The organism is Solidesulfovibrio sp., from assembly GCF_029978005.1.
Lineage (GTDB): Bacteria > Desulfobacterota > Desulfovibrionia > Desulfovibrionales > Desulfovibrionaceae > Solidesulfovibrio.
Genome location: NZ_JARKOZ010000132.1, coordinates 1 through 12,029, shown reverse-complemented (window position 1 = coordinate 12,029; position 12,029 = coordinate 1). Strand labels below are relative to the sequence as shown.

The window sequence follows — 12,029 nt, the reverse complement described above, 5'->3', positions numbered from 1 at the left end:
CCCCCCCCCCCCCCCCCCCCCCCCCCCCCCCCCCCCCCCCCCCCCCCCCCCCCCCCCCCCCCCCCCCCCCCCCCCCCCCCCCCCCCCCCCCCCCCCCCCCCCCCCCCCCCCCCCCCCCCCCCCCCCCCCCCCCCCCGCCGGAGGCTTCTTCCTGTTTCCTTTCCGTCCGCGCCCTACCACTTCTTCAGGCGCTGCGCGGCCAGGGCCTCGGCCTGGTCCTTGAAGGAGTCGAAGCCGGCCTGACGCAGGGCGTCGTAGACCGTGCCCGGCCAGTCCCAGGTGGCGTACAGCACCGGCTTGTGGAAAAGGCGGCGGAAAGCCTCCATCTCCTGCCGGTAGAAGTAGGCCTTGGGACTCTCCAGGTTCTCCCGGAGCTGCTCGGCCAGGCGGGTCAGCTCGCCGTCGTACCAGTCCTTGATGTCCGCGGCGGTGTCGTACTTCTTGGCGATGTGCTCGTACTTGTTGTCGCGCAGCACGCCCTTGAGGCGCTCCAGGTGCTGGATGCCCAGCCATTCGCCCAGGCGGCTGACCGGGATCTCCTCGGCCTCCACGTGGGCCATGTCGAACTTGGTGCGGTAGTAGGTGTCGGGCACGACCGAGGCGCACACGATGCCGGCGATGGCGACCAGCCCCCGCAGGATCACGCTGTTGGAAACGCCCTGACCGCAGAAGCCCACCTTCTTGCCGTACTTCTGGCCGGCGAAGATGGTCACGAGCAGGGCCCAGACCACGGCCGGGTCCTCCTCGTCGTAGATGTGGCGCAGGGCCGGGTTGTCGCGGTCGGTGCCGAGCACCATCTGGGTCATGTCGTTGGAGCCGATGGAGAAGCCGTCGAACTCCTGGATGAACTGCTTGGCCAGGATGGCGTTGCTCGGGATCTCGGACATGATGAACATCTTGAGCCCCTCGTCGCCGGAGGAGAGCTTGTGCACCCGCTCGAGGTAGCGCTTCATGGAGGTGGCCTCCTCCACGGTGCGCACGAAGGGCAGCATGATGTGCAGGTTCTTGCCGCCGAAGATGCCGCGCGCGAGCTTGAACGACTCGATCTCCCAGTCGTGGATGTTGCGCGACACGCCGCGGTAGCCGAGCATGGGGTTGTCCTCCAGGGCCTCGAAGAGGTTGCCGCCGAGGAGGTTCCGGTACTCGTTGGATTTGAAGTCCGTGGTGCGGTAGAGGATGGGCTTGCCGTGGAAGGCCATGGCGAAAAGCCCCAGGCCCTGGGACAGGGTCTGGACGTAGAGTTCCTTGCCGCTGCGAAATCCCCGGGAGAAGAGCTGCTTGCGAATCTTGGCCAAAAGGCCCAGGAGGTCGTCGATCTGGCCCTTGATGCCTACCTGGCGGGCCACTTCCTGGCGCATGGCCGCGATCTTGGACAGGGTGTCCTTGACCATGGGCTCTTCGGCCACGGCCGCCACGCGTTCCTCGATGCGGGCCTTGATCTCGTAGCGGCGCTTGACCGCGTCGGGATCGGTGGCCTTTTCCTGGAGTTCGTCCCAGTAGCCGAGGATGATGGCCACGTGGGTGGCCAGGTCGGCCGAAGTCTTGAGCAGGTCCAGGCGGCGGGTGACCTCTTCCAGGTGGTGGTCGAGCTTTTTCTCGAGATCCCGGATCTGGCGGTGCACGGCCATGACTTCGTCGGTGCCGCGCGCGCCGGCGTGGTCGGCCAGGGCGTCGAGCTCGGCGGCGAGGCCGGTGATGAGCCCGACGTAGCCGCGCAGCTTGATCTGCACGTTGATGAACCCGGCGGCCAGCTGCTCGCGCACGATCTTGGTCAGCTTGGCGTCGAGCTCCTTGACCTTGCTGTCGATCAGGGCCGGCAGGGTGCCGTTGTCGTAGGCCTCCAGGGCCTGGGGATGGACGCCGATGTTGCCGAGCATGAACTCGGCGCGCAAAAGGCCCACCTCGAAATCGGGGATGTTGCGCAGCCGCGACAGGAAAAGGGCCTGCCCCACGTCGGCCAGGATCAGGCCGACCTTGGTCTTGGTGCTGGGAAGCTGGGACAGGTCCATCTCGCCGCCGACTTCCTGCAGGGGCAGAAGCCCCCGGTAGACGCAGCCGCGCGAGCCGTCCACGGTCACGTACTGGCCGTCCAGGGAACGCAGGGTCTCGGCGCGCTGGATGCCGATGACGGCCGGGATGCCGAGTTCGCGGGAGGTGATGGCGGCGTGGCTGGTGTCGCCGCCGGCGTCGGCCAGGATGGCCGAGGCCACGCGCATGCCCGGCACCATGTCCGGGTCGGTGCGCTCGGCGGCCAGGATGTCGCCCTTCTGGATCTTGTTGAGCTCCAGGGCCGAGCGCAGGAAGCGCACCATGCCCTGGCCCGCGCCGCGCGAGGCGCCGTTGCCCTCGAGGATGACCTCGGCCGCGGCCACGGCCTTCTTGTCCACCTCCATGCGGCGCATGAAGATGGTGTGGGGGTGGCGTTCGAGCTCCTCGTTCCAGCGGGTCTCGGGCCGGGCCTGCACGAACCAGAGCCGGTCGGACTGGTCGATGCAGAACTCGGTGTCCATGATGCAGCCGCCGTAGGCGACGCTTATCGCGCGCACGCCCCGGGCGACCTCCTCGGCCTGGGCCAGGGACAGGGCCCAGCGGTAGGCCTCCTCGTCGGAGACCTTGACGAGCTTGGTGCCGCCTTCCTTGTCATCGTAGACGATCTTCTTGTCCTTGTAGCCCATGTTGCGGATGACGACCTCGGAGCCGTCGTCGCGCTGGAAGACGAAGAGCTTGTCCGGGGTGACCATGCCGCCGACCACGGCCTCGCCGAGGCCGTAGCTGGCGTCGATGGACACCAGGTCGTTGCGCGAGGTGCCCCGGCAGCCGGTGGCCGTGTCCGCGGCGAAGGCCGTGCCCGAGATCACGGGGTTGATCATGCGCATGATGCACACGGACAGCGACGTGTTCTCGATGGCCCATTCCTGCTTGGCCGTCTCGGCGATGGCGTCGTCGCCGGTGCGTTCGGCCAGGGCCACGGCGTCGAGGATGGCCTCGCGGCGGTAGGTCATGGAGCGCAGGTTGTAGGCCGAGGCGCAGTCCCACTGGTAGGCCTTGACCGCATGGGCCGCGCCCACGATGTTGAGATAGGTGTCCTGGAGGCCGGCGAAGGCCTTCTTGCGGCTGTCCTCGCCGGCGGCCGAGGAGCGCACGGCCACGGGCACGTCCTCGAGTCCGGCGTCGCGGCAGATGTCGTTGTAGGCGCTGGACACGGCCTCGCGGACCCCGGCCGGCATGTCGACGGAGAGGATGGCGACCTGGACGAGGACGGAACGCTTGCGCAGCTGGTCGATGCCTTCGGGGGAGGTGGCGAAGCCCTCGACCACGTTGTTGATGAAGGTGCGCAGCTTGATGGAGGAGCCCGGGGCGTCGGCGATCTTGGTCCTGGCCTCTTCGGCCAGGTCGCGCACGAGGTTTTTCACGTACTCGGGATCGCTGTTGACTTCCTCGTCGTTCCAGTTGACCCGGCGGTAGCCGTCGTTGACCACCTCGCGGATCAGCGCCGCATTGACCTTGGTCTCGTCGAGCACCCGATGGAAGGCCACGGAGGACACGGCCCGAAACTGGGGCGCGCGGATGCCGGCGATCTGGCTGATGAGCGCCGTGTTGTAGTTCTTGCCGCCGACGAGAATCTCGGCCTCTTCGCCGATGCCGACGATGTCGGCCCCGGTGAGGATGAGCGTGGTGGCGGTATCGAGGGCCGCGTCTCCCTTCTTGGCGGGCGTGGCGGACGTGGCGTCCTCCTGGCGCGGCGTATCCTTGGCGTTGTTCTTGGCCATTCTCCCCTCCTTGTCTCTTCCGGGTCGGCGGCGGGTTCCGTCTGCCGGCCGCCGTTCGATGTTCGTGGCGAAATCTAAACCTGTTCGCCGCAGTTGGGGCAATACTTGTAATGTTCGTCGGCTACCGGCTGACGGCAGGACGGACAGTCCTTCGTCACGGGGCCGAGCTCCACGAGCAGCTCGCCTTCCTTAACCGGGACCATCTTGCGATCGTTGGCGTAGTCGGCGCTTTTAAGCACCCTCTTGACCGTGGCGTCGATGGGCGACGACACGGATTTTTCCTGCTTCATGACCGAAATGTTGAAGAGCTCCTCGCCGGCCTTGACGTAGTCGTTGGGGCTGACCTGCATGACCCAGAGGTCGCCGGAAACCGGCGCGCCCACATGGTAGGGGTTCTTCGGATCGGCCATTTCGACCTTGGGCGCGGCCCCGCCCTGGGGCGCGGCGATCTGCACCTGGTGGGTCAGGATCTCCGAGTCGAGCACGTAGCGCACGGTGGCCGCGCCGCTGACGTCGGGCTGGGAGATGTTCATGATGGCCATGTGGTGCGGCTTGCCCTGGCTGTCGGAGAAGAGCAGCTCCTCGCCCGGCTCCAGGCCCTCGAACCAGACGTCCAGGGGCAGCTTGTTGGGGTCCCCGAACTTCTTGCGGAATTCGATGGTCTTGAGGGCGTCGCCCGGATGGTTGAGGTAGAGCACGAACTCCTCGTTGGTGGGCTCGCGGCCGATCTGCTTGGTCAGGGAAGCCATCTCGGCCTCCATGTCGGCTTCGCCCAGGCTGTCCAGGGGCGAGTCCTCGGTGCGCTCGGCCACGGCCTGCTTCCAGTCCGCGCCAAAGGCGCTCTCATAGACCCAGTCCGGCGGAAAACCAAGGGGCATCTTGCCAAACTTGCCGAGCAGCAGGTTGCGGAAGGCGTCGTTGCAGTTGGCGTAGAGCAGCAGCCGGTCGTGCTTGGCGGCCTGGGTCAGGCACTCGTCGCAATTTTGCGAGACCGCTTCGAGCACTTCGAGCATGTCCCTGACCGCCCGCTCGCCGCCGGCCTTGTAGGCGCTGGTCACGGCCAGAAACGCCGTGTTCCAGGTGATCTGGGAGCCCGGGGTGACGTCGTGGTAGCGCACGATCTTGCGGGTGCCGGCCAGGAACTGGAGCATGTAGGGCAAAAGGTGGATGTAGCCCTGCTTCATGGCCCCTTCCTGGGACGAGGACGTCGCGCCGCCGGGCATGGCATGGCCCACCACGTCGTAGTCGATGCCCTGGAAGTACGGGGCGGTATAGCGGTCGTAATAGGGCATGACCTGCTTGAGCACGAAGTTGGCGCTGCGGATCATGTCCTTGTCGGCCTTGGTCAGGGCCACGGGCACGCCGAGGTCCTCCTCGATGTAGGCGGCGGTGCCGAGCACCTCGCCCTGGCCGTACCAGCGCACCGAGGCGCCCAGCGCCGTGTCCACGATGTGGCAGCCGGCCTCGGCCGCCGCGCCCACGGCCGGCACGAACAGGCCGTCGGTGTAGTGGCGGTGGTAGTCGAGCACGAGCTCGGGGTAGGCTTTGCGGATGGCGGCCACCATGGCCCTCACGAAACGCGGCGGGCACATGCCGGCCATGTCCTTGAGGCACAGGATGATGCTCTTGGCGGCCTTGGCCTTGGTCATGCCGCCGGCCTTGGCCACCTGGTCCAGGATGGCCTCGAGCACGCCGAGGTAGTGCTCCACGTCGAAGCCCTTGGCGTAGGAAAACGAGATGGCCGGCTCGAAGATGACGCCGGGGCGCGACAGGGCGACCTCGGCGAAGGGATACATGTTGTCGATGTGGTTGAGAAAGTCGAAGCAGCGGATGACGTCGTAGTGCTCGCAGATCATCTCGCCGGTAAGCCGCATGAGGTTTCGCGGCTGGGGCTTGTAGCCGAGCACGTTGGTCGAGCGGATAAGGAGCTGCTTGAGGGTCTTGGGCGCGAACCGGTTCCACTCCGCCGCCTCGGTGAAGGGGTAGGTCATGTTGGCCATCATGGCCACGTGGAAGTGCGCGCCGCCGCCGTTTTCCAGCGAGAAGAAGCCGCAGTTGTCGAGGTAGGGGCCGACCAGCTCGTCCTCGGCCAGGCGGAAGCGGTTGCCGCTGTTGGACTGGGTGATGTCGCGGCAGGTGGTGTCCACGAAATGGACCTTGCCGGAATCGCGCACCACGTCGAGGATGCCCTGGCGGTCGCCGCGCGGATAGGGGCTCTCGTGCTTGCGGAAATCGGCGTCGGGCAGGTAGGGCTTGAACCGGCCCAGGCGGTAGTCGCCGCGCCCCCGGTACTTGCCGAGCATGACGTGGGGGTTGTAGCCCCGGGCCGTGATGTCGGCCACCAGACAGGACAGGCGCAGCGCCTCGGGCTCCTCGTCCAGGTAGTTGAGCAGGTACGGGTTGGCGCTGATGAACTTGGTGTCGAACTCGCCCTTGTTGAAGTCCGGGTTGCGCAGGATCTGGCGGTGGAAGGGGATGGTCGTCTTGAGCCCGCCGATGATGTACTCGCGAAGGGCCCGCTCCATGACGGCCACGACCTTGGGCCAGTTGCGGCCGTAGGAGATGAGCAGCGCGCCGGCGGAATCGTACTGGGTCGGGAATTCGTAGCCGGCCGACAGGCAGGAATCCAGGCGGATGCCCTGGCCGCCGGGCGAGAGGTAGCGGGCGATCAGCCCGGCGTTGGGCGAGAAGCCGTTTTTGGGGTCCTCGCAGTTGATGCGCAGCTGCATGGCGTGCAGAAACGGCTGGGTGTCGCCGCAGTTGAAGCGCAGCTTGCCGCCGAAGGCGATGTTGATCTGCTCCTCGACCAGGTCCACGCCGTAGCGGCACTCGGTGATGCCGTGCTCGACCTGCAGGCGGGTGTTGACCTCGATCAAGTAGGGCTCGCCGTTTTCGTCGACCAGGAATTCCACCGTGGCCAGGGAATAGTAGCCCGTCTCGAGCACCAGGCGCTCGGCGTAGTCCTTGAGGCGTTGCCTGAGCTCGTCGGTCATGCCGCGCCAGGGCGAGGGCGTGATCTCCACGAGCTTCTGGTGGTTGCGCTGCACCGAGCAGTCGCGTTCGTCGAAGGCGAAGACGTTGCCGTGCATGTCCGCCGCCACCTGGATCTCGATGTGGCGCACGGAGGTGAGGAGCTTCTCCACGAACAGGCGCGGGTTGCCGAAGGAGGCTTGCGCCATGGCCGAGGCCTTGGAGAAGGCGGATTCGAGCTGGGCCTCGGAATAGATCTCGTAGATGCCCCGGCCGCCGCCGCCGCCCTCGGCCTTGAGCATGATGGGGAAGCCGATCTTTTGGGCGATCTCCCGGGCTTCGGGGATGGAGACCGAGCCCTCGGAGCCGGGCACCACCGGGATGCCCAGGTTCATGGCCAGGCGGCGCACCTCGACCTTGTTGCCGAGGCTTTTCATGGCCTCGGCCGAGGAGCCGATGAAGATGATGCCGGCCTCGGCGCATTTGCGCGGAAATTCGCAGTCCTCGGAGGCGAAGCCCCAGCCGGGGTGGATGGCCACCACGCCGTGGGCCTTGGCTTTCTTGATGACCGTGTCGATGTCGAGATAGGCGCGGGGATCGGCGCCCAGGGTGATGAGCTCGTGGGCTCCGGCCGTGGCCGGAGAAGTCATGTCCACGTCGGTGACGGTCAGCACCGGCACGGCGCGCAGCCGTTCACGGATGGAACGCAGCACCCGCCGGGCGGAAATGCCCCGGTTGGCGACGAGAATCTTCTTGCCTTCCACCTCGGAAAGCACTTCCAGAAACGTCTTGGCGATCATGCTGTCCTCATAACCCCTGGGGGCGAACTTGCCCGGTGTCTCAGTGTGACGGTCCGGCGGGGGCCGGCATCAAAGGAGGGAAATGCTCCCGCTGTGAAGCGTCAAAACCTGCCCTGAGCCCGCCTCGTCCCGCCGCAGCCGAAGTCCCCCGTCCTCGGCCAATCCGACGATGCGCGCCCGAAATTCGCGCGATCCGCCCTCGCTGACGCGCACGTCCCTGCCGAGCCAGGCCAATCGGCCTTCGAGAAAACGGGACAACGCCTTGGAGCCCGATACCGCAACGCACTGCCGATAGCAGGTTTGCACGGACTTCACAAGATCGACCCATAACGTAACCGCGCCGGGAACCTTGCCAAACGACCCAAGATGGGCGGCCTCGGCGGCCCGGTCCCGCCGCAGGGCGGCCGGGTCCGGGGCGCTGGCCAGGTTGAGGCCGATGCCGGCGAAGACCGCCCCGCCCCGCTCCTCGACGAGGATGCCGCCCACCTTGCGGCCCTCCACGAGAAGATCGTTCGGCCATTTGACCCGGGCGTCGAATCCCCGGGCATGGAGCGCGTCGGACAGGCAGGCCCCCACCACCACCGGCGCGGCCGCGCCCAGGTCCCCGGCGTCGACCGGCCAGGCCAGGGCGGCGTAGAGATTGCCCGGCGGCGAGACCCATTGCCGCCGCATCTGGCCCCGGCCGCCGGTCTGGGAAAGGGCCAGGACCGAGGCGAAGGGAGGCAGGAGCCCGGCCTCGGCCAGGGCCCGGGCCACGTCGAGGCTGGAGCCGCAGGGGCCGACCAGAAGGACCGGATCGGCGCACTGGCCGGCCGGGGCCAGGGCGGCAAGCCACGCGCCGGCGGCCGGCCCGTGCTCCGGGCCGAGGCGGACCTCGCGCCACGGCCCGAGACGGGCCGCGTCGGCCGCCCACAAGGGATGCGCCCCGGCCAGGAGGTCGGGGGAAAGGGGGCCGACAAGGCCCGGCGCGCCGTCGCGCCACAGCCACACGCCGCCCCGTGCGAAGGGGTTTGCCGTCAAGGCCGCATTGCCCGCTGGATTTTTCACGGCGTTTGGGACAATGTCCGCGCCGGAGTCATGCATGAAACGGTATCTCGTTGGCGGCGCGGTCCGCGACATCCTGCTCGGCCGCCCCGTTGTGGATCAGGACTATCTCATCGTCGACGCCACGCCGGAGGCGTTCGTGAGAAGATATCGGAGAGCCCGCCAAGTCGGCAAGACCTTTCCGGTTTTCATGCTGGGCAGCGCCCAGTACGCCTGGCCGCGCGGGGACGACATCCATGAGGACCTGCTGGCCCGCGACCTGACCATCAACGCCATCGCCATGGGCGATTCGCGCCAGATCGCCGGCCGGCTGCACTTCCATCCCCTGGCCCTGGCCGACCTGCGCGACCGGGTGCTGCGGCCCTGCGGCGAGACGTCCATGTTCGACGACCCGCTGCGGGTCTACCGGGCGGCCCGGTTCGCGGCCTCGCTGCCGGATTTCTCGGCCCACCCGGAGCTCGCCGCCCAGATGCGGGCCGTGGCCGCCTGCGGGGCTCTCGACGACATCTTCGCCGAACGGGTGGCCCAGGAGGTGCGCAAGGCCCTGGACGCGGCCAGGCCGTCGCGGTTTTTCCGCCTGCTGGCCGAGACCGGCTGCCTTTTGCCCTGGATGCCGGAACTCGAGGCCGCCCTCCATATTCCGGCCGGCCCGCCCGAGAACCACGGCGACAACACCGTGTTCGACCACATGTGCGAGCTCGTGGACACCCTGGCCGGCAAGCCCATCGCCGGCTGGATGGCCGTGTGCCACGACCTCGGCAAGACGCTCACGCCAAGCGCGCAGTGGCCGCGCCACCTCGGCCACGACGACGCCGGGGCGGAGGTGGCCGAGGAGCTCGGCCGGCGGCTCAAGCTCCCCAACCGGGTGCGCGAGGCCGGAGTGGCGGCGGCGCGGCTGCACATGAAGGCCGCCCGCTACGGCGAGCTGCGCCCGGCCACGCGGGTGGACATGCTGGCCTGGCTGCACAAGCACGAGATGGTGGAGCCGCTGTTCGAGGTGGTGCGCGCCGATTCCGGCCACGACGTCTGGCCCCTGGCCAAGCGCGACCTGACGACCATGCTCTCCGTGCACCTGCCCGGCAAGCAGCGCATGCGCGGCCCGGCCTCGGGCGAGAAGCTGCGCCAGTTGCGCTGCCAGAAGCTGACCGAGGCGGACAAGGCCCGGGAAGCCGCGCCCGAGCGCTCGGGGGAGAGCCTGTAACGGAAGGAGGCCGACATGCCCCTTGACCTGACGAGCCTGGCCAAGGCCGTGGAGGCCCTGGGACGCGCCGTGGACGCGGCGGCGCGCCTGGACCCGTCCGGCGACGCGGCCCTGGCCGAGACCGTGCGGGCCGGCGTCATCCAGCAGTTCGAGGTGGCTTACGAACTGTGTTGGAAGTTCCTCCAACGCTGGCTGCGCGAGAACGCCACGCCCGAGGAGGCGGATTTCCCGCGCACCCGCAAGGAGCTTTTCCGCCTGGCCGCCCGCCACGGCCTCATCGCCGACCCCCTGCCCTGGTTCGGCTACGGCGAGGCCAGGAACCGCACTTCCCACACCTACGACGGCGGAACGGCCCAGGACGTGTCCGAGGCGGCCTCGGACTTCCTGCCCGAGGCCAGAGCCCTGCTCGAAGGGCTGAAGAGGCGCAATGATTGACCTTTCCCCGGAGCACCTGGAGGTCGTGCGCCGCATCGCGGCGGCCCACTTCCCCGGGGCGGCGGTCCTGGTCTTCGGCTCCCGGGCGCGGGGCACGGCGCGGACCTATTCCGACCTCGACCTGGCCGTGCGGGGCGGGGCCCCCCTGCCCCCGGCCCGCATCGAGGCGGCCAAGGACGCCTTTTCCGCCTCGGACCTGCCGTTTTCCGTCGACGTGGTGGACTACCACGCCGCCTCGACGACCTTCCGCGCCGTCATCGACGCCCACGCCCTCCCCCTCTTCTAAACGCGAAAAGGCCGCGGCATCCCTGCCGCAGCCCTTCGTTTTCCCCATTCGGGAGGTCCAGGAGGGGGAGGTCCCCCTCCTGGCCGCCGGAGGCGTTCTTCCCTCCCCGCTCAATGCCGCGGCTCGGGGCGGTACTCCTCTTTGAGCAGCGATTCCGCCAACGGCACGGAATTTTCGTCGCGGCGGCAGAAGACCTTTTCCGGCTCGGCACAGACCAGGGCCTTGGAGAGCACCTCGTCCATGCTCTCGACCCTGATGATCTCCATGTCGTTCAGGATGGTCTCGGGCACGTCCTTCAAATCCTTCTCGTTTTCCGAGGGGATGATGGCCGTGCGGATAAGGCCCCGGTGGGCGGCCAGGAGCTTCTCGCGCAGCCCGCCGATGGGCAGCACCCGGCCGCGCAGCGTGATCTCGCCGGTCATGGCGATGTCGTTTCGCACCGGAATGTTTAAAAGCGCCGAGATGATGGTGGTGGCCAGGGTGATGCCGGCCGAGGGGCCGTCCTTGGGAATGGCGCCCTCGGGCACATGGATGTGGATGTCGATCTCCTTGTGGAAATCGGGCTTGAGGCCGTAGAGCCCCGAGCGCGAACGCAGGTAGGACAGGGCCGCCCGGGCCGACTCCTGCATGACCTCGCCGAGCTTGCCCGTGATCTCCACCTTGCCCGTGCCGGGCATGATGGCCGCTTCCACCATGAGGATCTCGCCGCCGACTTCCGTATAGGCCATGCCCGTGCACAGGCCCACGCGCGGCGCGGCCTCCATCTCGCCGTGCCGGTGCTTGGGCACGCCGAGGTAGGATTCCAGGTTGTCCTTGGCGATGGCGTGGACCTCGTCCTCGTTCTTGCCCTCGACGATCTTGCGGGCCACCTTGCGGCACACCGAGGCGATCTCGCGCTCCAGGTTGCGCACGCCGGCCTCGCGGGTGTAGCGCCGGATGACCTCGAGCAGGGCCTCGTCGGCGAAATCGAGGTTCTCGTCCTTGAGCCCGTGCTGCTCGATGTTTTTGGGCAGCAGGAACCGGCGGCCGATCTGCAGCTTCTCCGTCTCCAGGTAGCCCGGGATGCGGATGATCTCCATGCGGTCCTGCAAGGGCAGCGGAATGGAGTGCAGGGAGTTGGCCGTGGTGATGAAGAAGATCTTGGACAGGTCGTAGTCCAGGTCGAGGTAATGGTCGTTGTAGGCGTAGTTCTGCTCGGGATCGAGGACTTCGAGCAAGGCGGCCGAGGGGTCGCCCCGGAAATCCGTGCTCATCTTGTCCACTTCGTCCAGGCAAAAGACGGGATTGTTGAACTTCACCCGCTTGAGCGACTGGATGATCTTGCCGGGCAGCGCCCCGACATAGGTGCGCCGGTGGCCGCGGATCTCGGCCTCGTCGCGCACGCCGCCGAGAGACAGGCGCACGAACTCGCGACCCATGGCCTTGGCGATGGACTTGGCCAGCGACGTCTTGCCCACGCCCGGAGGCCCGACCAGGCACAGGATCGGCCCCTTGATGCGCTCGACGAGCTTCTGCACGGCCAG

General features: G+C 67.9%; 7 protein-coding genes. 3 read left to right on the top strand and 4 right to left on the bottom strand.

The genetic code is table 11. The features are described 5' to 3' along the window. Positions 1-173: 173 nt before the first annotated feature. The 3 genes from Q1K70_RS14995 to Q1K70_RS14985 all read right to left on the bottom strand — a co-directional run bounded on the left by Q1K70_RS14995 (position 174) and on the right by Q1K70_RS14985 (position 8,560). Positions 174-3,770: a PEP/pyruvate-binding domain-containing protein gene (locus Q1K70_RS14995; protein ID WP_300161157.1), complete on the bottom strand. Its 3,597-nt coding sequence runs from the start codon at positions 3,768-3,770 to the stop codon at positions 174-176. A gap of 74 nt (positions 3,771-3,844) precedes the next feature. After that, positions 3,845-7,540: a pyruvate carboxylase gene (locus tag Q1K70_RS14990; RefSeq protein WP_300161155.1), complete on the bottom strand. Its 3,696-nt coding sequence runs from the start codon at positions 7,538-7,540 to the stop codon at positions 3,845-3,847. A gap of 69 nt (positions 7,541-7,609) precedes the next feature. Continuing rightward, positions 7,610-8,560 (bottom strand): biotin--[acetyl-CoA-carboxylase] ligase, encoded by a 951-nt coding sequence (locus Q1K70_RS14985; RefSeq protein ID WP_300161153.1) that lies wholly within the window; start codon positions 8,558-8,560, stop codon positions 7,610-7,612. Between the two features lie 61 nt (positions 8,561-8,621). Between Q1K70_RS14985 and Q1K70_RS14980 the strand changes: the two genes are divergently transcribed. The 3 genes from Q1K70_RS14980 to Q1K70_RS14970 are packed head-to-tail and all read left to right on the top strand — an operon-like array spanning position 8,622 to position 10,506. Then, positions 8,622-9,785 (top strand): HD domain-containing protein, encoded by a 1,164-nt coding sequence (locus Q1K70_RS14980; RefSeq protein ID WP_300161151.1) that lies wholly within the window; start codon positions 8,622-8,624, stop codon positions 9,783-9,785. Positions 9,786-9,800: 15 nt separating this feature from the next. Beyond that, positions 9,801-10,220: a nucleotidyltransferase substrate binding protein gene (locus tag Q1K70_RS14975; protein ID WP_300161149.1), complete on the top strand. Its 420-nt coding sequence runs from the start codon at positions 9,801-9,803 to the stop codon at positions 10,218-10,220. Continuing rightward, positions 10,213-10,506, top strand: a complete 294-nt coding sequence (locus Q1K70_RS14970; protein ID WP_300161147.1) for a nucleotidyltransferase domain-containing protein — start codon at positions 10,213-10,215, stop codon at positions 10,504-10,506. Before Q1K70_RS14975 ends, Q1K70_RS14970 begins: the two co-directional genes overlap by 8 nt. Before the next feature lie 110 nt (positions 10,507-10,616). Here the strand turns inward: Q1K70_RS14970 and lon are convergent. After that, a partial coding sequence (gene lon, locus Q1K70_RS14965; RefSeq protein ID WP_300161145.1) for an endopeptidase La occupies positions 10,617-12,029 on the bottom strand: 1,413 nt, incomplete at its 5' end.